The organism is Pseudomonas sp. B21-023 (genome assembly GCF_024749165.1).
Taxonomy (GTDB): domain Bacteria; phylum Pseudomonadota; class Gammaproteobacteria; order Pseudomonadales; family Pseudomonadaceae; genus Aquipseudomonas.
In genome coordinates, this window is sequence record NZ_CP087190.1 from 2,942,608 (window position 1) to 2,964,571 (window position 21,964).

The following is a 21,964-nucleotide window of genomic DNA, read 5'->3' on the forward strand; positions in this document are numbered from 1 at the left end:
GAGCATGAAACCCACCGCATTGAAGTTACTCACCGCCGCCGTGCTGGCTGCCAGCACCCTGGCCGGCGGCATGGCCCAGGCCGCCGGCGTGCTGACCATCGGCTGCCGCGAGGAGAGCACCACCTTCGACCCGATCAAGAGCGCGCAGAACCGCGACAGCTGGGTCTTCGCCAACGTCTACGACGTGCTGGTGCGTGTCGATAACAGCGGCACCAAGCTGCTGCCGGGCCTGGCCGAAAGCTGGAAGGTCTCCGACGACGGCCTGACCTACACCTTCAAGGTTCGCGACGCCAAGTTCTCCGACGGCTCGCCGCTGACTGCCAGCGATGCGGCGTTCTCCCTGCTGCGCATCCGCGACAACCCCGGCTCGCTGTGGGCCGACTCCTACAAGATCATCGACAAGGCCGAGGCGCCGGATGACCGCACCCTGGTGGTGACCCTGAAGAACAAGTCGGTGCCGTTCCTCGCCCAGCTGGCCACCGCCAACGTGTCGATCCTGTCGAAAAAGGCCATGGACGCCATCGGCGAAGAGGCCTACGCCCAGGAGCCGGTGACCTCCGGCGCGTTCAAGGTCAAGGAATGGCTGCGCGGCGACCGTGTGGTCCTGGAAAAGAACCCCTACTTCTGGGAAGCCGACAAGGTCAGCCTGGACGGCGTGGAATGGATCTCCATCCCCGATGACAACACGCGCATGCTCAAGGTCCAGGCCGGCGAGCTGGACTCGGCGATCTTCGTGCCATTCTCCCGCGTCGACGCGCTGCAGAAAGACAAGAGCCTGACCATCCACATCGACCCGTCGACCCGCGAGGACCACCTGCTCATCAACCATGAGAAAGGCCTGCTGGGCAAGGTCGAGGTGCGCGAGGCCATCGACCTGGCGATCGACAAGAAGGCGCTGGTGGAAACCGTGACCTTCGGCCATGGCGAGGCGGCCTACTCGTACATCCCCAAGGGTGCGCTGTACCACAATGCCAACAACCCGCAACGCCCGTTCGACCCGGCCAAGGCCCGTGAACTGCTGAAGAAGGCTGGTGCCGAGGGGCTCAAGGTCAACTACGTGGTCAACGCCGGCAACGAGGCCGACGAGCAGATCGCCGTGCTGGTGCAAAAGCAGCTGGCCGATGTCGGCATTACCGCCAACCTGCAGAAAGTAGACCCGACCCAGAGCTGGCAGATGCTGGTCGACGGCGACTACGACCTGTCGGTGATGTACTGGACCAACGACGTGCTCGACCCGGACCAGAAGACCACCTTCGTGCTTGGCCACGACACCAACCAGAACTACATGACCCGCTACCACAACGACAAGGTCAAGGAGCTGGTGGCCGCGGCCCGGGTGGAAACCGACCCGGTCAAGCGCAAGCAGATGTACCAGGACCTGCAGAAGCTCGCCAAGCAGGACGTGCACTGGATCGACCTGTACTACAGCCCGTACATCAACATCTCGCGCAGCAATATCCAGAACTTCCTGCAGAACCCGTTGGGCCGTTTCACGCTTGAGGAAACGGTAAAGCAGGATGCAGGGGTGAAGACTGCACAGAAGTGAAGGTCAGGGGGCGGCTGATGGCCGCCCCTTTTCCTTTCACACCTTGGCCTTGCGCCGCCGCAACCACATCCAGCCCCCCCCGCCAACACCACCAACCCCACCGGTAGCACCTGCGCCTTGTACGGCCGCAATGCCGCCCGCGCGGCATCCAGCTTCTCTGCCACGTAGCGTTTGTTGGCCTGGTCGAAGCGGGGCGCTTCGCACTGGTTGCCGAAATCCTCTGCCCACTGCACAAACGGCCCCTGCTGGACATAACGCTTGTACAGCGCGCTTTCCTGATCGGTGCCCGGCACCCAGCCCGCCGCCGTGCACAGCACCGCGGCGAAGGCCTGGCTGCTGCGCGGCAACTGGTCCGCAGCCTGGTTGGCCAGGTCGGCGGCGACATAACGATAGTGGTAGCGTTGGTCTGGCTTGGCCTCGGTCGCCAACTGGCGCTGCACCTCGCCGGCACCGATGAACGGCCCGGGCTGCAGGGTGGCACTGCCCAGGCTGAAGCTGCCGCCCAGCCAGGCATAGTCCGGCGCCATTTCGTAGCCGAGGATCTCCATGCCGGCGCCGCGTGCCATGGTGGCCGCGGCAAACAGCGCCTCGGCGCGGCCCGTGGGCGTCCAGCGCGAGACGGCCTCCTGGCGGTGCTGGCCGTAGGCCTTGGCGTCGGCCTGCAACTGCGCCGTGGCGAAGTAACCGGGCGCCTCATCGTAACGGCCTTCGCGCAGCAGGCGGCGGCCCAGCAACTCACGCAGCTGCGTCGCCACCGGCCGCGGTGCATAGCCGCCCTCTTCCACCTTGGGCGCTGGCGCCGCCGGCACATGGGCGTCGACATAGCCCTTGAGCTCGTCCAGGGTCAGCACGCGGTCGGCCACGTTGGCCGTATCCTGCCAGTAGATGTCCTGGCTGCGGTACAGCAAGTCGAAGGCCTGCAGGTAGTCGCCGCGCTCCAGTGCCAGTATCGCGCCCTCGCCTTCGACCCGGCAGCCGGGCTTCACGCTTTCGTAGTCCCAATCGGGCGTCTGTCTCGAGCCCCACGACTCTTCGCGGGGGAACGCGGCGGCGGCCTTGGCATAGGCAGCGGCGGCCTGGGCCTTGTCACCGTCGCGCAAGGCCAGCTTGGCGCGCAGCCACCAGGCAAGGCCGGTATCGCCAGCCTGCTGCAGATAGCTCCTGGTCGCGGCATAGTTGCCTTGCTGATAGGTCAACGCAGCCAAGCGGTCGGCGTCTTCCAGCTGGTCGCCGACACTGGCCTGCAGCAACGCGGGCAGGCGCCGGGCCTGGGTTGTCGGCTGGCCGTCGTAGTCCCAACCGACATGGCTGAGCAGATAGGCGGTGAGCAGCTTGCGTGGCATCGGTTGTGCCAACTGCGTCTTCAGCTGTTCATCCGGCAGGCTCACCAGTTCGTTGGCAAGCTGCCTGAGCGAGCTGTAGCCGCTGCCCGAGCCCAGACGGCTCTGGCTGGCATACAAGCGGATGGCGCTGTTCCAGTCGCCAGCGAGCTTGGCCAGGCGGGCCTCCTCGCCAAGGCTGGCAACCCCCAGTTCCAATGGGTCGCTGAAGCCTTCGGCGCTGAGCGCGCGGGCTTGCTGGAAAGCCTCGCGCGCCTGGGCTTGCAAGGCCTGCGGGGTCTGTTGCGGATCATCACTGGCCTCGAAGCTCCGGGCCATCAAGGCCCGCCCCAGCGAGTAGGCCGCCCAGGTGCTGCGCAGCTTGCGTTGTTCAGCTGGCAGGGCCAGCACCTTGGCGAAATAATCCGCCGCCAGGGCGTGGTCGTTGGTGTCGAAAGCCACTGCGCCGGCAATGTACAGGCGCAGTTCATCCGGCAGTTCGGCGCCCTGCTCCAGCACTTGTTGCGGATCCGCCAGGGCCCGCAGTTGCGCGACCTTCTCGCGCAGCGATTGCGGTAGCTCGCTTGCCTCGATACGGCTGCGCTGCTCACGGTAAGGTCGGTCGTTATCGTCACTGTCCCAGTAAGGCGTCAGGGTCGCATCGGTGGCGGGCTTGAGGCCTGCAATCTGCTCGCCGAGGCGATTCACCTCGAAGCCGAAATTGCCCTCCGGCAACTCGGCCAGGGTGTGCGCTCGGTCGCCGAGCAACTGCATCGGGAAGTCCGTGCCACAGGCCAGCGCCGGAACGGCCGGCACGCACAGGGACAGGCACAGCAGGCGCCGGGGCCAGTTACGGGTAGACATTCCATGCTCCTTGATCGATTCCATGGCAGCGCGCCCAGCCGAGGATGCGCCGGCCGCCAGCGGCGAGACGCGCGCTGGACTGGCGGTTGAAAGTGAGGTGTCGCGGGGATTGCTGCAAGCGGTAGCCGTTGAGCCCGTCGGCGGCGTCACAGGATTCGACGTCCAGCTCTACCCGCGCAGGCATCGGCAGGTCGAGATTGCCGACATTGACCAGCGTGATGTCGCGCAGCCCCGCCTGCCCGGACAGCTCGACCCGCCATTGGCTGGCGAGCGCATCGCCCCGCGCCACCGCGCTCAAGGTGGTCAGGCTCCAGGCGCGGCGGTCGCCGGGCAACGGCAGGCGGAACCAGATCAGCCCGGCCAGGTGCGCAGGTGGCTGGTTGCGCAATTGTCTGCCCAGGTCCGCCAATTGCTGTGGATCGGCCAGCAGTTCGCGGCGTTCGCCACCACGGTTCAAGGGCGTTTCGCTTTCCACAACGGGCGCGCCGCCGGTGTCGGGCAGCAACGCGACGCCATAGGCGGGCAAGGCCAGGTAGAACGGCTTGTCGCCGACGCGACTCCAGCGTTCGGCCCATTGCCTGGCCTGTGCCGGATCGAACAGGCCGCGACGCGGGTCGCTCACTGCGTGCACCTGCAACACACTGCTGTCCACCACCTGCAACAGCGACGGCAGGTGCGGGCTGCCGAGCCAGGCGGGCAATGCGGTAATGCTCAGCTTCAGGCCCGGTGGCAGTTGTTCGCGCAGCTGCAGGAGAAATTCGCCATAGTCTGCAAGGCGAGCGCTGCCACTGTCATGGTCGATCTCCAACCCATCCAAGGGCACACCCACGGCCTGCCAGTCCGCCAGCAGGCGCGCCATCTGTGGGCCTGCCTCCTGCAGGTCGAGCGCCGGCAGCTGGCCGTCCAGGCGCACCACCGCGATCACCGGCCGGCCATCGGCCTTGAGCTGTGGCAGGTCGACCAGCGCCCTGCTCCACCCGGCCTTGGGCTGCGCTTGCAATGCCAGCACGCGCAAGGTCGAAAAGTCGGCGCGGCTGTCCGCCAGGGCCTGCTCGTGGACGGGTTGCCATTGGCGTTGCCAGATATAGAGCTGCTGGTCGAGGGGCGGTGCGGGTTCTGGCTGGCAGCCGGCGAGCGCTCCGAGCACGATACAGAAGCACAGGTGACGCAGGGACGGGGTGACGGGCATGCAATCCTTTGTCTGGTGCGTTGGCTGCCGTTGGCGAGGTGGGGATAATACCTCAACTCAGCCTCGAGGCGGCGTCCTGCCAGCCATGGAGCACAAATGTACTCCACGAGCAAATGTGCCAAGATTACCGTCGCTGCGCGGACAACACGAACCGCCCCGTCAGCCGGGGCAGTAGTTTGTTGTCCGGGTTGTATCAATGCGGTGAGGAAAGCGCCTTCACTCGGCACTCGTCATTCTAAATAGCTGCGCAATAGTTAGAAGACTACCTAACTTTGACTTCAACTACGAACTTGCAAGCCGAAGGATAACGCTAAAGTTAATTGATTATCATTCGCCAGCCAAATCATACGAACACCAAGATTAATCACTTATCTATAGTCACGAATAATAATTCGCAAGCATTCTAATGCGCGCATAAAAATCACGTGTTTCATCTAACCCTTCGCTTCACATTTACTTGCAAAAGCGAAGCGGCCGACTAGTTTTGTGTTTGTCTTCGCCAACATCCTAACTACAACTCCCCGGCCATTAAATTCAGAGGAGTCCATATCCTCGCGCCCATGGGGCGTGACGTTAGATTGCTGAAACGGAAATCAGTCAAACAACAAGAGGGACGCTTGATGAAGCGCAGCCGCGGGTATCGTGCGCTCTCGCAAAGAGGGCCGGGCAAACATTTCTGGTTGTCAGTACTGTGCTTCTCAGGCCTGGTGATCGCCAGCTTTGTGTTATTCGAGCAACAGATCCAGAACTTCCTCTCCCACCTAGAACACTTGCTGCCTTCGACCCCCGCCCAGATGCTTACCCTGGCGTTGCTGTTGATCGGCTTGCTGGCGCTGGACGTGGTGCTACCGGTGCCGTCGAGCATGGTCGCGCTGCTTGCGGTGGCGTCGCTTGGCAGCGTTGGCGGCTACCTGGTGATCTTCATCGGTCTGTGCCTGGGTGCCGGGCTGGGGTATGCGCTGGGGGCCGGGTATTTTCGCCTGCTGTCCAGCCGCCTGGGCCTGCACCAGCGCCAGCCGGGGCAACTGGCGTATCGGCTGGGCACGCTGTCGTTGATCTGCCTGCGCGGCGTGCCGGTGCTGGCGGAAACCTCGGTGGTGGCGGCCGGCATGCAGCGCTATCCGTTGCGCGCCTTCATCCTGGTCACCACCTTGGCCAATGCCGGCCTGGCACTGGCCTACAGCGCTATCGGCACCTTCCTGGTCGCGCAGAACGCGCTGCTGGTGACCCTGCTCGCCGGCATGGTCCTGCCCGCGCTGTTCATCGCCGGGTACAGCCTGTTCAAGGCCTTGCGCAAGGGTGAACCACTGCGCGGGCGTTTCACGGTCAGTTACGACTACCCCGTGGTGTTCACCGAGCACCTGTTCGATCCGCTCAACACCTGCCTGCATCGCCAGCTCACCGCACAGCAGCGTGGACGGGTAATGGTGCTGGTCTTCGCCGACGAACAGCTGCTGCGTTGCGCACCGCACCTGCCGGGCCAGATCGACGCCTACTTTGCCGCCCATGACGCGGACCTGAACCTGAAAGCCGCGCCCATCGCCGTGCCGGCCGGTGAGCTGAGCAAGGACGCACAGGTACTGCAACAGCTGTACAGCGACATGCTGAGCCATGGGCTGGACCGCCATTGCTTTGTCCTGGCCCTGGGCGGCGGCGCCGTGCTGGACGCGGTGGGCTACGCCTGCGCCACCTTTCACCGGGGCATGCGCCTGATCCGTATCCCCAGTACGGTACTGGCACAGAACGACGCGGGCATCGGCGTGAAGAACGGCATCAACGCTTTCGGCCAGAAGAACCTGCTCGGCGCCTTCTACCCCGCCAGCGCGGTGATCAATGACTTCCAGCTGCTCACCACGCTTGCCCACCGCGACCGCATCGCCGGCCTGGCCGAGGCGGTCAAGGTGGCGCTGATCAAGGACCGCGCCTTCTTCGAGTGGATAGAGCAGGAGGCCGACGCCCTCGCCCACTTCGATCATCCGGCCAGTCGTTACGCCATCCGCCGTTGCGCCGAGCTGCACCTGGGGCACATCACCGGCGCTGGCGACCCCTTCGAACGCGGTAACGGGCGTCCCCTGGACTACGGCCACTGGGCGGCGCACAAGCTGGAAAACCTCAGCCAGCACCGCCTGCGCCACGGTGAAGCGGTGGCGGTGGGAATGTCCCTCGACGGGCTCTATGCCAATGCCCTGGGTCTGTTGAGCGATGCCGACAGCGAGCGCGTCATCAGCCTGTTGCTCAGGCTTGGCTTCAACCTGTGCCCGCCGGAGCTGAGCCTGAAAGATGCGCATGGGCGTTCGCGGGTGTTGCTCGGGCTGGAGGAGTTTCGCCAGCACCTGGGCGGGCAGCTGTCCATCCCCATGCTCAGCTGCATCGGCACATCGGTCGACCTGCACGAGATCGATGACGCCCTGATGGAACAGGCGCTGCTGCGGTTGGTCAGCCAGCACGCGCCCCTCACCTTGGGCGAGGGCTGCGCGCAATGAGCCAGATCGCGCCGGACCTGAAAACCTGGATGACCGTTGGCCGGGTCTCCAACCTGCCCACAGTGTGGACCAATACCCTGGCCGCCGCCCTGCTGGCCAGCAGTGCCAGCGCCCTGGCGCCACCCTCGTCGCTTGTGTGGCTCCTGCTGCTGGCCATGCTGTCGCTGCTGTACCTGGCCGGCATGCTGCTGAACGACCTGCTGGACGCCGATTGGGACCAACAGCACAGCAACGCCCGCCCCATCACCCTGGGGCTGGTCAGCCGACGGCAGGTGCGCCAGGGCATCTACGGGTTGCTGCTGCTGGCCGCGACCGCCGCGCTTGGCCTGAGCCGCCTGGTCGAACAGCCGCACTGGCTGCTGGGCAGCGTCACCCTGCTGGTGGGCTGCATTCTCGGCTACAACCTGCTGCACAAGACCCATGTCCACAGCGTCTGGTTGATGGGCGCGTGCCGCTCCGCCCTGTACCTCACCGCGGCAGCCAGCCTGGCGGTGCCGGCGCAGCCCATCTGGCTGTGCGCGATCCTGCTGGGCGTGTACATCAGCGGCCTGACCTACCTGGCGCGCCAGGAACACCTCAACCAGTTGCTCAGCCGCCTGCCCCTGCTGCTGATGCTCAGCCCGCTGGCCCTGGCGGCCTACGCCGACACCCTGTGGTTCTGGCCGGTGTTGCTGCTATGGCTGGGCTGGTTGGGCTGGCACTACTGGCTGCACCTCGCCGATCCGCGGCGCCGACAAGTACGCGCCTTTATCGGCGCGGGGTTGGCGGCCCTGCCGCTGTTCGATGCCCTGGTCCTGGCTGTGGCCGACCAGCCCTTGGGCAGCCTGCTGTGCGTCCTGGTGTTCTTCCTGCTTCCACACCTCCAACGCTGGATCAAACCGACATGAACAGTCATATCGCTTCGTCGCCAACGGCGGCGCTGGACATGAGCCACGACTGCCTGGCCGAACGGCAGCGGGCCTTGATCGCGCAACTCGATCAGGCCGAGTTGCAGTGGTGGCACCAGGCGCAGACGCGCCTCGGGCAGTCGCCGGACGCCAACACCGCCGCCCTGCTGAGCAGCCAGTGCAAGCGCCGGGTCGGCGACCGGGCCATGCACGACGATAAGGGCTGGAGCCAGCTGCAAGTGGCGCGCGCGCTGCTGCTGGCGCAGGTCCTCAAGCAGCAACCCCAGGCCAGGCAGCTGCCTTTGCTGCGCCAGTTGTTCCTGTGGGGCGACGACCAGGAAAAGGTCGCCCTGCTCAAGGCCCTGGACTGGCTCGACAGCCGTGGCGCGTGCTTGGAGCTGGCCTTGCAGGCCGGGCGCACCAGCAACAGCCAGGTGTTCGCCGCCCTCGCCCTCGACACCCTCTACCCGTCCCGTCACTACCCGGAGCGGGCGTTCCACCAGCTGGTGCTCAAAGCGCTCGGCATGGGGCTGGACGTGAGCCGCCTGCTCGGCCTGAGCCAGCGCCAAGGCGTCACCCTCAACCAACTGGCCCTTGATCTGCTGGATGAGCAACTGGCTGCCGCGCGTCCGGTCTCCGGCGGTCTGTACCTGGCGATTGCCTTCAGCCTGCTCAGCCCGGCGCAGCACCAGCGTCTGCTCGGCCTCTGCCGCCAGCAATGTCTGCCCCCCGGCTGGCATGACCACCTGGCCGGCCACTTACCGACCTGATACCCGACGATGCCTTCTCCCTGACGAGGATTCACCATGCCCAAGTACTTCGACCCGCATATCCACATGGTCAGCCGCACCACCGACGACTACCAGAACATGGCTGCCGCCGGCATCACCGGGGTGATCGAACCCGCGTTCTGGCAGGGCCAGGCCAGGACCAGCCTCGGCAGCTTCGTCGACTACTTCGACACCCTGCTGGGTTGGGAGCGCTTTCGCGCCAGCATGTTCGGCATCCATCACTTCTGCACTATCGGCCTCAACCCCAAGGAGGCCAACGACCTGTCGATCGCCAATGAAGTGCTGGAGATCCTGCCGCGCTACCTGGTCAAGGACGGCGTGGTGGCAGTGGGTGAAATCGGCTACGACGACATCACCCCGGAAGAAGACCGCTTTCTCGCCGCGCAGCTTGAGCTTGCCAAGCAATTCAACCTGCCGGTGCTGGTGCATACGCCACACCGCGACAAGATCGGCGGCACCAAGCGCACCCTGGCGGTGATCCGTGAAGTCGGCATCGCCGAACACCTGGTGATCATCGACCACCTCAACGAACTGACCCTGCCGCTGGTGCTCGACAGCGATTGCTGGCGCGGCCATTCCATCTACCCCAACACCAAGATGTCAGAGCAACGCATGGTCGCGCTGCTGCAGCAGTACGGCACGGAAAAGATGGTGGTCAACAGTGCCGCTGACTGGGGCATCAGCGACCCGCTCAAGGTGCCAAAGACCGGCCAGGCGATGCTGGCCGCAGGCTTCAGCGAGGCCCAGGTCGAACAGGTGCTGTTCCACAACCCGGTGGATTTCTTTGCCCAGAGTGGCCAGCTGGACAAGGCCCTGGTCAGCACTCCGCTGCCCATCGACCAGCGTCGCCAGTGGCAGGAAAACTCGGCCCTGCGCGGCCAGGATCCGGTGGTCAAATGAGCGCTGCCCGGGGATGGAGCGCCACGCAGCTGGGCTACTGCGGCAATGTGCACCCGGCACCGGACCTGGCCGCGCTGCGCACCTCCATCAAGCTGCACTTCCAGGGCGTGCGCAGACTGCGCGGGCTCGAGGTGCAAGACAGCGGGCTGTGGATCAGCGCCCGCGCCGCTTCCGAGTTGCGCGAAGCGTCGGCACGGCAGGCGTTTCTCGACCTGCTGCGACGCAGCGGGCTGCGCCTGACCTCGCTCAACGGTTTTCCCTACGGGCAGTTCCATGAGGGCGCGGTGAAGGCTGCCGTGTACCTGCCCAGCTGGGCCGAGCCGCAACGGCTGGCGTACAGTCTGGAGTTGGCGCGGCTGCTTGCCGAGGCCCTGCCGCCGGACTGCCAGCAAGGGGTGATCTCCAGCGTGCCGCTGGGCTACGCCGCCCACTGGAGCCCGGCGCTGCAGCAGCGTGCCGAGGAACAGTTGCGCCAGCTCACGACGGCACTGGCCCGGCTGCACCAGGAAACCGGCAAGAAGATCATGATATGCCTGGAAATGGAGCCGGACTGCGTGCTGCAGAGCACCGACCAGGCCATCGCCTTCTTCCACCACTGGCAGGCCAGTGACCCATACCATGAGTACCTGGCACTGTGCTTCGACGTCTGCCACCAGGCGGTGATGTTCGAGGACTGCCGGCAGTCCCTGGAAAGGCTGCGCCAGGCCGGGATACCCATCGGCAAGATCCAGCTGTCCAATGCGATGATCTGCCGCCTGCCGGCCCAGGACATTCACCGTTGCGCCCAGATACTCGAGGTGCTGGGCGGCTTTGCCGAAGCCACCTATCTGCACCAGGTGCAGGCGCACGACAGCCAAGGCCACCTGTGCGCCTGGGCGGACCTGCCGGCTGCGCTCGCCGCCTGCCTGGCGGAGCCCGGGCGCTACCGGGAGTTGCGGGTTCACTTCCACATCCCGCTGTTCAGCGAACACCTGCTGCTGCCGGAGCTCGGCGCCAGCCAGGCCTCCCTGGCGCAGACCTTCGATTTTCTCGCCGCGCACGAGGACACCCGTCCCGTGCTGGAAGTGGAAACCTACAGCTGGGGCGTTCTGCCTACGCAACTGCGACCCACCACCGCCCCTGCCCAGCAACAGGGCATCAGCGACGAGTTGCGTTGGGTCGAGGAGCAGTTGCGCCAGCGTCGCCTGCTGCAACCCCACGCACAGGAGGTGTGTGCCGATGCCCTCTGAACAGCCCCGCCAACCGCTGCTGCTGATCAACGTGGTCGGGCTGACGCCTGCGCTGCTGGGCACGGCAACGCCGCACATCAACCGGCTGTTGCAAAAGGCCAGGATGGCCAGCCTGCAACCGGTGTTCCCTGCCGTCACCTCCACGGTGCAGGCCTCGATCCTCACCGGGCTGCCACCGTCAGGGCACGGCATCGTTGGCAATGGCTGGTACTTTCGCGACCAGGCCGAAGTGCGTTTCTGGCTGCAACCCAACGCCCTGATCCAGGGCGAGAAGGTCTGGCAGACGCTCAAGCGCGAGCTGCCGGGCTTCCGCTGCAGCCAGTTGTTCTGGTGGTACAACATGTACGCCGACGTCGATGCCGCCATTACCCCGCGCCCGCACTATCCGGCCGATGGCCGCAAGCTGTTCGGCCTGTACTCCTCCCCGGCAAACCTGCATGCGCGGATCGAAGCGCGGATCGGCGCGTTTCCGTTCCCGGCGTTCTGGGGGCCGGCCGCCGGCATCGCCTCCAGTCGCTGGATCGTCGATTGCGCCATTGCCGAGTTCCAGCTCGATCGCCCGGACCTGCAGCTGGTCTACCTGCCACACCTCGACTACTGTCTGCAGCGCCTGGGGCCAGAGCACCCGTCGATCGTCGACGAAGTGCGGGCCATCGACGCCGAGGTTGGCCGCCTGCTGGGCTTCGCCAAGGCGCAAGGCGCGGCCGTGATGCTGCTGTCGGAGTATGGTATCGAAGCGGTCAGTCAATCGGTGTCCATCAATCGCCTGCTGCGCGCCGAAGGTCTGCTGCAGGTGCGCCAGTCACTGACCTGGGAACTGCTCGACCCCGGCGCCAGCGATGCGTTCGCCGTCGTCGACCACCAGATTGCCCATGTCTACGTCCGCCAAGCCCGCGACATCCCTCGGGTCAAAGCCCTGCTGCAAGGCCAGCCCGGCATTGAGCGGGTGCTGGACAGGGCCGAGCAGCAGGCCTGGCAACTGGACCATGCGCGCAGTGGCGAACTGGTCGCCATAGCCGCCGCCGATCATTGGTTCGACTATCGCTACTGGCTAGACGATCGCAAGGCACCGGACTTCGCCCGCACCGTGGACATCCACCGCAAGCCCGGCTACGACCCGCTGGAGTTGTTCATCGACCCCGCCATCCGTTTCCCCAGGCTGAAAGCGGCGCGGCGCCTGCTGCAGAAGAAGCTCGGCTTTCGCTACTACATGGACCTGATCCCGCTCGACACCTCGATGGTGCGTGGCAGCCACGGCCGTCTGCCCGCCAGCGCGCAGACCGGGCCACTGCTCATTACCGATTGTGATCTGCCGTTGCCGGGCAGCCTGCCGGCGACAGCGGTGAAGCAACTGCTCCTGCAGCATTTTCTGGGGCACTCATACACCGACCTGGCCAAAGCCAAGGAGCCTACATGCGGCGAGCCATTTCAATAACCGTCCTCAGCGCACTGGCCGGACTGGCCCAGGCCGAGGGCCCCCCCCCCTTCGATTGCAACCAGTTCATGCAGTTTGGCGGCAACGTCGACCAGGCCCGGCAGACCTTCGCCCAAGGGCCGGAAAGCATGAGCTGGAACTGGTTCGTCTGCCTGAACCAGCCGGTCGAGTCGAACAGCCCCAACCGGGTCTGGGAAACCCTCAAACCCTCGGACCAGGTCTACCTGAGCAATGGCGCCGCGCCGCTGCCCTGGGGCCAGAGCGAGCCGGTGCCGGCCGCGGTGCTGCAGGCCGCCCAGGCCCAGGGCCTGAACCCCAACCGCACGTTCCACAACCTCAACGCCGTGCAGCAGGTGGATGGCCTGATCCTGGAAATGGGCGGCGCGGTACCCACCGCGCAACAGGGGCAACCGGTGCGTTTCCAGCTGTTGATGGGCGAGGACACCTTCAACTACATCGTGCAAAAGCAGGTGTACAACGTGAACGGCCAGGCTGCCTTGACCAGCAACCTGGCCTTTCCCTCCACCGCCTGGGAGCTCAAGGCCGCCTGGCTGTGGATCGGCAATGACCCGGATTATCAGCAGCAACTGCAAGGCGATGGCTACTACATTGCCCAGGCCTACTACCAGCAGGACAACGGCCAGTACCAGGTCGGCTACGCTGCGCTCAGTGGCCTGCACGTGGTCAACAAGCTGAACCCGCAATGGGTGTGGACCACCTTCGAGAATCGCAACAACGGCAAGTACACCGTGACCAACGCGGTTCCCCCGACCCCGATGAGCAACAGCACCGGGCCGACCCCGGCGGCGCAGACCGCCAACAGCACCTTCCAGGCCATGTACCCGGCACTGGCGCAATACGAACTGATCGGTACCCAGTCCGAGACCAATCCGACGTTGCTGGCCAACTCCCAGCTCGAGTCGGCCTTCCAGAGCCAGTCCTCGTGCTTCGCCTGCCATGGCACCGCGGCCTACTCCAAGACCAAGGGCTATTTCAATTTCGCCCAGAAGCAGCAGGGCGGCATTGTCTATCCGACTGCCGAAGTGCCGGCGTCCGAGTTCGCCGGGTACAACAAACTGGACTTTGTCTGGTCGCTGAAACGCGCCCAGTGGCAACGCTAAGGAGCATGACATGAGCGTACTGAACTTCCCGCGCATCTACCTCGGCGGCCATATGTTCTGGAGCCCGCCGACCGCCAACAACAACGACATGTACCCGCTGTACGATGCCTCGAAGATGCGCTTGAACTGGCGCTTCCTCGAGTACTACAAGATCAACCCGGCGAATGCCAGCAGCAAGTTGATGCCATGGGTGATCGCCCCGCAGGTGCTGCTCGAAGCGCCCACTTATGTGACCCAGGTGCCGGGCAACGTCGCGCAGAATCCCAGCGTGATGATCCCCGGCGAGTGGAACCTGTTCGGCGACAACGCCTGCGGCACCGTCAACTACACGCCGGCAGATCCCACGATCCCGGCGACCGCCTCCGTCATCACCGGCGGCGAGCTGCCCAATGGCGGCTATGTCAGCCAGGACCCGCTGATCAACCAGACCTACAACCTGCTCGGCAATCCGTTCGGCAGTGACGCCCCCACTCCGGCGCGCTTCGTCGACGTCAGCCCCTGGCAGAACACCTTCACCGCGCTGTATTTCGACCGGCTGGTGCTCGGCGACGCCCAGTGCGGCCTGACGCTCAAGCGCGAGCACCGCATGCTCGATCGCTTTCTCAACTTCAACTGGGCCAACCTCGGTGGCCTCATCTATGTAACCACCACCTGGCAGACCTGCTTCCCGAAAGAAAACCTGACCTGGGCGATCGGTAACTCGCAACTTCTGCAGAACCTGCAGCAACAGATGGAGCAGCAGAAGGCCAAAGGGCTGATGTTCCGCTTCTCCACCTACCTGACCTGCTACGACAAGAACGGCATCTTCAACGACCAGCCACCCATCAATACCCATTCCACCGCCCCGGCGGATCTGGCCAATGTGCAGGCGATGTACCAGAAAGGCCTGGAAAATGTCGGCAGCATCTTCTTCAACCCCGCCTACAGCCGCACCGCCGGCACCCTGGGCCTGTGGTTCGACGACGAGTTCCCCACGGCGCCGGCCGGGCGGCGGCTGGTCCCTGGTGATCCGGTACAGTTGCAGAAGGACGGTGTGGACTTCAAACTCATGACATTGGGGGTCATCTCGGCGCAGGTGCATGACGACACCCTGTCGCTGGATCTGCTCAACGGGTTCCCCAGCTATTCCCTCGACCCGGACGCCAAGATACCGGTGGCGGCGAAGTTCGACGCCGGCAGCTATCAACTGGGCGTGCGCCAGGGCGAGCAGTTCACGCCACTGGCCAGTTTCGGCTACGACGACTATCAGCAGGCGGCATTCGACAAGCGCTCAGGGATCCTCGACCTGCCGTTGAGCGCCGAGGCGCAGAAACAGCTGCAAAGCGGATCGCTGGAGCTGCAGCAGCAAGGCACCACGCCGGTGAAGGCGGCGACCCAGCAGATGTGGACCGCCGAAGTGGTCGAGAGCGCCAGCTTCATCGACGTCGGCGACACCAGGACCTTGCAGATCATGGTGCAGTACGACGGTCTGCCAGCGCCGGCCGGCACCGTGCTGTCGGTGGCCGAATACAACAACGCCTACATGATGTGCACCACCGACTACTACCTGGCGTTCAGCAACCCGGCCGACTTCACGCTGTTCCTGGAGGACCCAGACGATCCCGCCAACAACACCCCCAACCTGCCGCAGTTCGTCGGTACCCCGTCGCTCACCCGCCAGCTGAGCGAAGGCACGGGCCGCAGGCTCACGGCGGTCCACCCCGCCGGCCCGACCACCGGCATGAAAGCGGTGAGCTACCAGCAGTACCTGCCCACGCCAGGCTCGGTGGCCCTGAGCCCCAGCCTGGCGTTCGCCAACCCCATCCAGGGCCAGGGCACACTGAAGGATGAGCCGAAGGGCAACGTGCAGTACAGCACCACGCAGATAACTACAGACGCGAACGGAGTTGCCCTGCTGACCGTCAAGGCCGTGGCATCGGGATTCCCGACCTTGCGCTTCTTCGTGCATGAGGACAAGCAGCCGCCGCAGATCCCGTTCAGCTTCAAATTGATGCAAACCTACACCGACTTCCTCGCGCCGCTGCGCGTGCTGCCCCAGGAGCCGGAGATACAGCAGGCGTTCGTCGATGCCTGGAACCAGGTCTACAAGCAGCAGAACGCCGGCCAGTTGATCTGGGAAAGCTTCATCTACCCACTCATCCTGCAGCCGTTCTTCTACATGTACCCGATCATGAACAAGTACATGCCGCTGAACTCCCTGGCCCGCATAGAAGGCGCGGTCGACCAGCTGATCGTGCTGATCAGCAAGGAGTACCAGGAGGAAAGCACCCTGGCGATGCCCATCACCCGGGACATGCCGCAAAGCCGTCGGGCGGTGCTGGAGCTCTGGGCCCAGGCCCTGGTGAAACGCAACTACCCACCCATCGAGCTGAGCATGAGCGACTTCCCGCAAGGCTGACCGGCAGGACTGCCGGGTGACGAGGCTGTCACCCGGCACACTTCACAGGAGTGTCCCATGAACACCCGCATCCTCGACCGACTGTTGCTGCTTGTCCTGCTGCTGTGCCCCTCGCTGGTCGCCCAGGCCGACGACAGCGCCGTCTACTTCACCATGGGCGTGCACAACACCCTGGGGTGCGATGCAAGCAACGGCAACTGCATCGCCAAACGCGCACCGAGCGACCCGTCCGATCCGTTCTTTCCGGCGTACTGGATCAGCGACTGGACGATGTACCGGGTGATGCACAACTACCAGAAGAATCCACCGCCCTACAGCAACCCGCCGGCCACCCTGGCCCCGGCCGACTACACCGTCTCGCGTGGCACCAGCTACTACGACACCACCTACATTCCAGCCGATGGCGACGGCTTCGGCGCCATGATGGAGCACTACGAGAAGTACTGCCTGCCGATCTTCCCGATCAAGAACAACAACTACACCTGCTCGTTCGTGTCCCTGGGCAACAAGGCCTACTTCCTCACCTACCCGCAGGACCGGCCCAAGGACATGCCGGCCTGCTGCCTGTTCTCGCCGATGAACCACCCGCCTCGGCAGGATTTCATCAAGCACCTGCCCTACAGCGCCACCCGCAGCCAGCACCTGGACGCCAGCGTGCAAGCCTATGCCCTGGACCTGGACTCGCCGCAGGGGCCGATCCTGTTCGGCTATGCCTTCTACAACAAGGCCACGGGCCAGCCGCCCTACCGGCAACCGCAGTCGTTCTACTTTTCCGGGGACGCCAGCGTCGCCAACGCGCCGATCGTCAGCCAGAACTACACCGGCTTTCGCATCGCCAAGCCCGACCCCGCCAAGACCTGGGCGCAGGTCGCCGCCATGTGCCCGTCGAACCCGCCGCCCTGCCAGCTGTTCGAGCCGCCAGCGGCGCAGAGCAACGGGCACAAGGCGCAGTGGAACAAACTGATGCAACGCAAACCCTGAGCCACGACGAAGGATCGCCATGAAAGCCATACTGCGTTTATCCGTGATAGCCCTGGGCCTGGCCAGCCTGCCGGCGTTGGCCAGGGAACAGGCCTTGCCCTCGTCCCTGGCCACCCAGCTCGATTGCCAGCCGCCCAGCAGCGCCCCGGCCGCCAACGCCAGCCAGGACCAGTTCGATCGCTACAGCTGGCAGCTGTTCATCGCCTTGAACTGGCCGGCACAGGACCGCCAACGCGGCAACCCGGACTGCACCAGGCAGCCTGGGGACGCCGGCTACACCGTCTGGCAGACATACAAGAGCGTCGACGAGATCTTCCTGCCGGGGGGCGCCAATCCCGGCCCTTGGAACACCCCGCAAGGCGCCAGGAGCCTGGGCATCATCAACATCGCCGCGCTGAAGAACAGCTCGCTGGTCAACGCCATCGACCAGGCGGTCGGTGGCTGGCTGATCGACCAGGCCGGCAACCCGACCTACTACGATATCTCGGCCAACGAGGCGTCCTACGACTACATCGTCGCCAACCAGTTCTACAACGCCGACGTGGTATCCAGGGCACCCAACATCCAGTTCCCCTATGGCGTCATCGAGATCAAGTCGAGCTGGCGCATCCTCGGCCCCCATGACAACGCCAGCCGCTACCTGACCATGCTGGCGCGGGTGGCCACCTTCGATGACCAGGGCCGGCGCAACGGCGTGACCGAGGCCTACCTCGGCCTGGTGGGCCTGCATGTGATCACCAAGGCCAAGGGTTATCCGCAGTGGATCTGGTCGACCTTCGAGCAGATCGACAACGTGCCGCCCAAAGCGCTGGTGGGCGGCCAGTGGGTCGATCAACCAGCATCCGGCACCGCCTATTCCTACTTCAACGCCGACGCGCCCGCCGCGAGCCTCAACCAGTCGCCCTGCGACTGGCAGACCCAGGGCACGCAACTGGTCTGCGTGCCCAAACCTGGCACCACCTTCCAGACCCCCAACCCGCTGAACCGTGTCACCCCGATCGCCGATGTCACCCAACAGGTCAACGCCGCCTACCGCGCCGACCCAGGGCTGCAACGCAGCGTGCTCAGGTACTATCAGTTGGTCACCACCCAGCGCCCGCTGATGCCCGACAACCCTGGCAATCCGCTGGGCCAGCCGACGCCCGCACTGTCGGCCAACGTCACCATGGAAAGCTACATCCAGACCAACAGCAGCTGCATGAACTGCCACTCCATGGCCACGGCGGTCAGGAGCCCGTACAAGTCCGATTTCTCCTACCTGTTCAAATTCGCCCATGCGCCCCTGGGCAAACCCATCAAGGACGAGGATTGAACCATGAGCATCCTGAACGGCCCACGCCTGAACTTCTGGGGTGGCATCCGCACCGATGTCAGCCTGCCGAACAACTCGCCGACCATCCCCTTCGATGGCAACGACGAGTGGCCGATCTTCGACCTGACCACCTCGACCCTGGCACCGGGGGCCCAGTCCTATACCGACGAGCAGTTGAACGACATGCTCAATGCGCCGAACAGCAACTACTACACCGCGGGGGGCTGGAACCATTACGGGCAACACCTGGTCGACCTGCAGAACGCCATGATCAGCTCGCAGGGCAGCCCAGGCAGCGTCAGTACCAGCGGTGACCTGGTGGGGCAACCGGTATACCTGCTTGGCTCGCTGGACCCGGCGACCGGCCAGCCAACCAACTCTGGCCCGATGATGGTGGACCTGGACCCGACCTCGACGACCACCACACAGATCTTCGTCGGCGGCCTGCAGATCGGCGGCACCAGCGATACCCAGCTGCTGATCCGCTGCGACACCGTCTGCAGCAGCCTCGATGTGAAGAAGCGCGTGCTGTTGCCCGCATCGATGGACGCGCCGGGCTCGTTCCGCCTGAGCGGCACCTTCCAGCTGACCTTCCCGCTCACCAGCATCGTCAGCTGGAACCGCGACAGTCCGGGTCTGCGCGCGATCATCCAGGCGCCCGGGGCGACCGGGATCGTGTTGCGCTTCGTGATGTTCGAGATGTGCCCGGCGATGACCAGCGCGCAACTGGACGCCGACTACGCCGCAGGTCGATACACCCCAAACCCGAGCATCGGCCGGGTCATCGGCACCCTGGCCCCGGCCTTTGCCAACGAGCCCGCCAACTGCCAGCCCGGACGCCAGCTGGTCAACCAGAGCACCGGCGGCACCGCCTACGCCGAGCTTGCCAGCAGCGGCCTGCTGAGCGTCGACATGGTCAACCTGATTCCGAAGCAGACCTTCAGGGCCGTGCGCGACGACATCACCAGCCCCATCGGGCCCAACGCCAACTACGGGCCGGTCACCTTCACCGCCGGTACCGTACCCCTGGCCACGCTCGATCCGAACAGCGACCTGCTGCTCAACTACTACGTGTATGGTGGCCTGGTCGACTTGCCACTCGACGCCAGCCAGCAGCAAGCGACGAAAACCTCGGTGCTGCACGTCGACGCCCCCGGCGCCGTCGCCGGCACCCTGTTGCATGCGTGCGAATCGGTCTATCGGGTCTACGCCGACCAGCGCAATGTCTACACCGAGGACTACCCCGACGGCCTGTCGATCACCCTGCAGGTCCGCTACCTGGGTGGCCCGGTCACCACCCTCAGCAAGATAGCGCTCGACACCGGCCCTTCCGGCCCGGACTACGGAGCGCCGGAAAACTGGGACTTTCTCGACGTGCCCGAGGTCCTGGTCGTCGACGCCGGCCAGCTCGCGGTCAACCTGCCGGTCAAGGTCAAGCCCGGTACCGACGCACAGGCCGGGTTCGTCGCCCTGAGCTATTCCGTTAACGGCCTGGCCGCCGGCAGTTTTTTCACCAACTTCCGCAAATTCGCCAGCACCGACTTCGGCATCGCCGCGGGCAGCACCATCACCTGGCAGCAGGTGTACCCGAATGTGCTGCGTTTTCACTACCTGGCCTTCCCTGCCATGTCCCGGTACGTGCCGCTGAACCAGCCCGACGCGATCATGGCGGCGAAGGGGCCGATCCTCGCCCGCACCGCCGATGCCTACAAAGGCACCACGCTGTTCATGCCGGTGGTGCGCTCGATGTCGCCGAGTCAGCGGGCCCTGCTGCGCGCCTACCTCACCGGCGAGCCGTGGCAGCCACCGCAGTAGCCGCTACCCCTGTTCGCTCACGGAGAGAAGCCGATGCCTGCACCTGTTCATGTACCCACACATCCACGCGAAACGCTGCGCCCCAGTACCCTCGTCGCCGAGGGCCTGCTCAACCCACGCGGCATCTGCCTGCAGGCCGATGGCAGCCTGCTGCTGGCCGAGGCCGGCTCCGGCCTGCCCGAGCAGCCCTTCAGCGGCCGGATCAGCCGACTGCAACAGGATCCGACCTCACCCGGCGCCTACATGCCCCGGGAAACCCTGGCACAGGGCTTTCGCGCCATGAACATGCAGGCGCGCATGTTGCGCGACGAAATCATGGGGTTGTCGGACATCGCCTGCGGTGACGGACGCTGCCTGGCCAGCCAGACCGACTATGTCGAGGGCTCGAGGTTGCTCGACCTGCAGTTCAACCCGCCCGAGCCGGTGTTCCACAGCCGCGGCAACCTCAACGCACTGTGCTTTCATCCAACCCGGCACAGCTGGCTGGCGGTCAAGCCCGATAGCAACCAGTTGGTGGAGTTCGTCGATGGCCAGCACGAGCGCGTGCTGGCGCAGTTGCCCGAACTGGAGCAAGGCCAGGAGGCCGTGCCCGTCACACTGGTGTACGAACCCGACACGGACGCGGTACTGATCAGTCTGTTCTCCGGCGAGCTGCACGGTGACCCGCTGCGCAAGGGCATCGACTTTGCAGACAGGGCCGGACGGGTCATCCGGGTCTGGCCAGCCGATGGACGCATCGAGGTGGTTGTCCAGGGGCTGCAACTGCCCACCGGCCTGGCCCTGGATCGCAACGGCAACCTGCTGGTGCTGGAGCTCTGCGACAGCGTGCAGCAACCTTTGACGCCTGACTGGCACGGCGAACCGCGGCATGGCGGCTTCACCCGTTTCTCAGGCAGGCTCCTGCACTGCAACCTGCAGACCGAGCAGGTGACGGTGCTTGCCCAAGGCCTGGATACGCCGTCCAACCTGTGCCTGGTGCGCGATGGGGTGTTGGTCAGCGAAGGCATGGGGCTGCTGGGGCGGGCACTGCCCACGCCAGAGGGCGAGGTGGTGCAATTGGGTGGCAGAGTGCGCTGGGTGGGGCTTTGATACGGCGTACATTCAAGCCTTGAACATTCCCGGCGTCCGGCGTAAAAACTCCCTGCCCTCCCCAATCCCGCAAGGAGCACCGGATGCTGGAGCTGCACACCGACCGCCTCTACCTGCGCCCCCTGAACGAAGCCGATTGGCCACTGTTCCTCAGGCTCCACCGCGAGCCTGACACCATGCGCCATGTGTTCGACGAACTGCCGGAAAGCGAAGTGCGCCGTGGTTTCGAACACCGCCTGCCGCAGTGGTCGCCCGAAGCGGAGCATTGGCTGTGCCTGGTGATGGTCGACAAGGCCAGTGGCTGCGACGTCGGCGTCACCGGCCTGCGCGTGCTGCGCCCCGGCCACGCCGAGGTCGGCTACCTGCTGCTGCCGCAATGGCACGGCAAGGGCCTGGGCAGCGAGTCGCTGCGGGCCATCCTGGCATTCGCCGCCGACAAAGGCCTGGGTTCGCTGGAAGCAACTGTCACCGACGGCAACGACGGCTCCTGCCGGCTCCTGGAAAAGTGCGGTTTCACCCTCGCCCGCCGTGTGCCCCAGGCCTACCTGCTGCGCAATACGTTGCACGACGACCTCATCTACACCCTCGACCTGCACGGATAGCCC

General features: G+C 65.1%; 15 protein-coding genes. 14 read left to right on the forward strand and 1 reads right to left on the reverse strand.

Annotation, left to right across the window (positions count from 1 at the left end; translation table 11 throughout):
* Positions 1 to 4: 4 nt before the first annotated feature.
* Entirely contained in the window at positions 5 to 1,546 is a 1,542-nt protein-coding gene (locus LOY42_RS13285; RefSeq protein ID WP_258597906.1) for an ABC transporter substrate-binding protein, read from the forward strand.
* Positions 1,547 to 3,715: 2,169 nt separating this feature from the next.
* On the opposite strand, the gene LOY42_RS13295 is transcribed toward LOY42_RS13285, so the two are convergent.
* Complete coding sequence (locus LOY42_RS13295) at positions 3,716 to 4,918, reverse strand: DUF3142 domain-containing protein (protein ID WP_258597907.1); 1,203 nt, start codon at positions 4,916 to 4,918, stop codon at positions 3,716 to 3,718.
* 620 nt (positions 4,919 to 5,538) lie between these two features.
* On the opposite strand from LOY42_RS13295, the gene LOY42_RS13300 reads away from it, so the two are divergent.
* From LOY42_RS13300 to LOY42_RS13360, 13 genes are all read left to right on the forward strand, one after another.
* Complete coding sequence (locus tag LOY42_RS13300) at positions 5,539 to 7,401, forward strand: 3-dehydroquinate synthase (RefSeq protein WP_258597908.1); 1,863 nt, start codon at positions 5,539 to 5,541, stop codon at positions 7,399 to 7,401.
* Positions 7,398 to 8,288 (forward strand): UbiA family prenyltransferase, encoded by an 891-nt coding sequence (locus tag LOY42_RS13305; RefSeq protein ID WP_198754142.1) that lies wholly within the window; start codon positions 7,398 to 7,400, stop codon positions 8,286 to 8,288. Before LOY42_RS13300 ends, LOY42_RS13305 begins: the two co-directional genes overlap by 4 nt.
* Entirely contained in the window at positions 8,285 to 9,058 is a 774-nt protein-coding gene (locus LOY42_RS13310) for an EboA domain-containing protein (RefSeq protein WP_258597909.1), read from the forward strand. The genes LOY42_RS13305 and LOY42_RS13310 overlap by 4 nt, the downstream gene beginning before the upstream one ends.
* Positions 9,059 to 9,094: 36 nt before the next feature.
* Positions 9,095 to 9,979 carry a TatD family hydrolase gene (locus tag LOY42_RS13315; protein WP_258597911.1) on the forward strand — a complete coding sequence of 295 codons (885 nt, stop codon included), beginning with the start codon at positions 9,095 to 9,097 and terminating at the stop codon, positions 9,977 to 9,979.
* On the forward strand, positions 9,976 to 11,208 hold the full coding sequence (gene eboE / locus LOY42_RS13320) for a metabolite traffic protein EboE (protein ID WP_258597913.1): 1,233 nt from the start codon (positions 9,976 to 9,978) through the stop codon (positions 11,206 to 11,208). The genes LOY42_RS13315 and eboE overlap by 4 nt, the downstream gene beginning before the upstream one ends.
* Complete coding sequence (locus tag LOY42_RS13325) at positions 11,198 to 12,643, forward strand: alkaline phosphatase family protein (protein ID WP_258597914.1); 1,446 nt, start codon at positions 11,198 to 11,200, stop codon at positions 12,641 to 12,643. The genes eboE and LOY42_RS13325 overlap by 11 nt, the downstream gene beginning before the upstream one ends.
* Positions 12,622 to 13,764 (forward strand): hypothetical protein, encoded by a 1,143-nt coding sequence (locus LOY42_RS13330; protein ID WP_258597915.1) that lies wholly within the window; start codon positions 12,622 to 12,624, stop codon positions 13,762 to 13,764. Before LOY42_RS13325 ends, LOY42_RS13330 begins: the two co-directional genes overlap by 22 nt.
* A gap of 10 nt (positions 13,765 to 13,774) precedes the next feature.
* Positions 13,775 to 16,162, forward strand: a complete 2,388-nt coding sequence (locus tag LOY42_RS13335) for a hypothetical protein (RefSeq protein ID WP_258597916.1) — start codon at positions 13,775 to 13,777, stop codon at positions 16,160 to 16,162.
* A 57-nt stretch (positions 16,163 to 16,219) separates the two neighbouring features.
* Positions 16,220 to 17,143 carry a hypothetical protein gene (locus LOY42_RS13340; RefSeq protein ID WP_258597917.1) on the forward strand — a complete coding sequence of 308 codons (924 nt, stop codon included), beginning with the start codon at positions 16,220 to 16,222 and terminating at the stop codon, positions 17,141 to 17,143.
* A gap of 19 nt (positions 17,144 to 17,162) precedes the next feature.
* Positions 17,163 to 18,455: a hypothetical protein gene (locus LOY42_RS13345; protein WP_258597918.1), complete on the forward strand. Its 1,293-nt coding sequence runs from the start codon at positions 17,163 to 17,165 to the stop codon at positions 18,453 to 18,455.
* 3 nt (positions 18,456 to 18,458) lie between these two features.
* Entirely contained in the window at positions 18,459 to 20,270 is a 1,812-nt protein-coding gene (locus LOY42_RS13350) for a hypothetical protein (protein WP_258597919.1), read from the forward strand.
* Between the two features lie 33 nt (positions 20,271 to 20,303).
* Positions 20,304 to 21,359 carry a hypothetical protein gene (locus LOY42_RS13355; RefSeq protein ID WP_198754132.1) on the forward strand — a complete coding sequence of 352 codons (1,056 nt, stop codon included), beginning with the start codon at positions 20,304 to 20,306 and terminating at the stop codon, positions 21,357 to 21,359.
* Positions 21,360 to 21,442: 83 nt separating this feature from the next.
* Positions 21,443 to 21,961 carry a GNAT family N-acetyltransferase gene (locus tag LOY42_RS13360; protein ID WP_258597920.1) on the forward strand — a complete coding sequence of 173 codons (519 nt, stop codon included), beginning with the start codon at positions 21,443 to 21,445 and terminating at the stop codon, positions 21,959 to 21,961.
* Positions 21,962 to 21,964 lie beyond the last annotated feature (3 nt).